This is a genomic window from Actinomadura rugatobispora (assembly GCF_042656285.1).
GTDB classification, from domain to species: domain Bacteria; phylum Actinomycetota; class Actinomycetes; order Streptosporangiales; family Streptosporangiaceae; genus Spirillospora; species Spirillospora rugatobispora.
The window spans coordinates 1-1,024 of the sequence record NZ_JBHSON010000252.1 but is presented as its reverse complement, the minus strand read 5'-3'; the positions used below and the strand labels follow the sequence as shown (position 1 = coordinate 1,024).

At 66.4% G+C, this 1,024-nt stretch carries 1 protein-coding gene; it reads right to left on the bottom strand.

Features of this window, described 5'->3' with window-relative positions; translation table 11 throughout:
• Positions 1-1,024: sensor histidine kinase (locus tag ACFPZN_RS56160; RefSeq protein ID WP_378293637.1), on the bottom strand; the 1,024-nt coding region annotated here is incomplete at both ends.

Genomic DNA, 1,024 nt, shown 5'->3' with positions numbered 1-1,024 from the left:
GCGAAGAGGTAGCGGACGACGCGGCGGTGCCGACCCCAGGCGGCATGTCCAAAGCCGTCTCGTCGGAGGCACGCGTGATCAACCGCCGCGGAATCAACACCACCACCCCAATGCCACCCCGCGAAGACGGGCGAAAACTCACCGTCAAACGATGCTTGCCCGCCAACCGGCCCACCACCGCCAAACCCAGCCGCGTCCCAGGAAGCGTCGTCAGATCCGCCGCCTCCGCCACCAGCCGCTCCGCACGCTCACGCTCACGCTGCCGCATCCCCAGCCCACTGTCCTCGATCGTGACCACGACACCGGCATCCTCCTCCTCGGCATACACATGCACAGCCGTCCCATGCGGCGAGAAGTTCGCAGCGTTGTCCATCAACTCCGCCAACGCATGCATCACACCCTCGGCCGCGAACCCCGCAACGGCGGCGTTGCTCGTCGAGTGGTACTGAACACGCTGGTACGAGGCGATACGCCCCATCGCCCCGCGGATGATGCTCTCCAGCACGATCGGCTTGGTCCAGCGCCGACCCGACCGCCCACCACTGAGCAACGCGATGCTGTCGGCCAAACGCCCCATCTGGGAAACGTGATGGTCAAGGTCCAGCAGATCACCGAAGAACTCATCCTCGTTGTACCGATCCTCCAACTCACGCAACTGAGCGAGCATCCGCGTCGTCTGCGCCTGAATCCGCGCGGCCGCACTCGCCGCCGCCGCCATCGCCGCAGCCCTGGTCCGCTCACTCACCACCAGCGCCTCCGCCGTCTCCCGCAACAGGCGATCCAGCGAAGCATGCGGAAGAGCGGGCAACTCGGCAAGCGCGGTCGAAGCCGAAGCGCGATCCCCATGAATCCGCTCCACCAAGGCCGGAAGCGTCTCCTCGGCCAGCCGCACCACCGCCCGATCCAAAGACTCCAACTCGCCACGCGCCACCGCCGCATCACGCTCACCCGACGCCACACCCTCAGCCACCACATGCACCAAACGGCCCAGCAGATGATCGGGAACAGCCTTCAGATCAGCCAG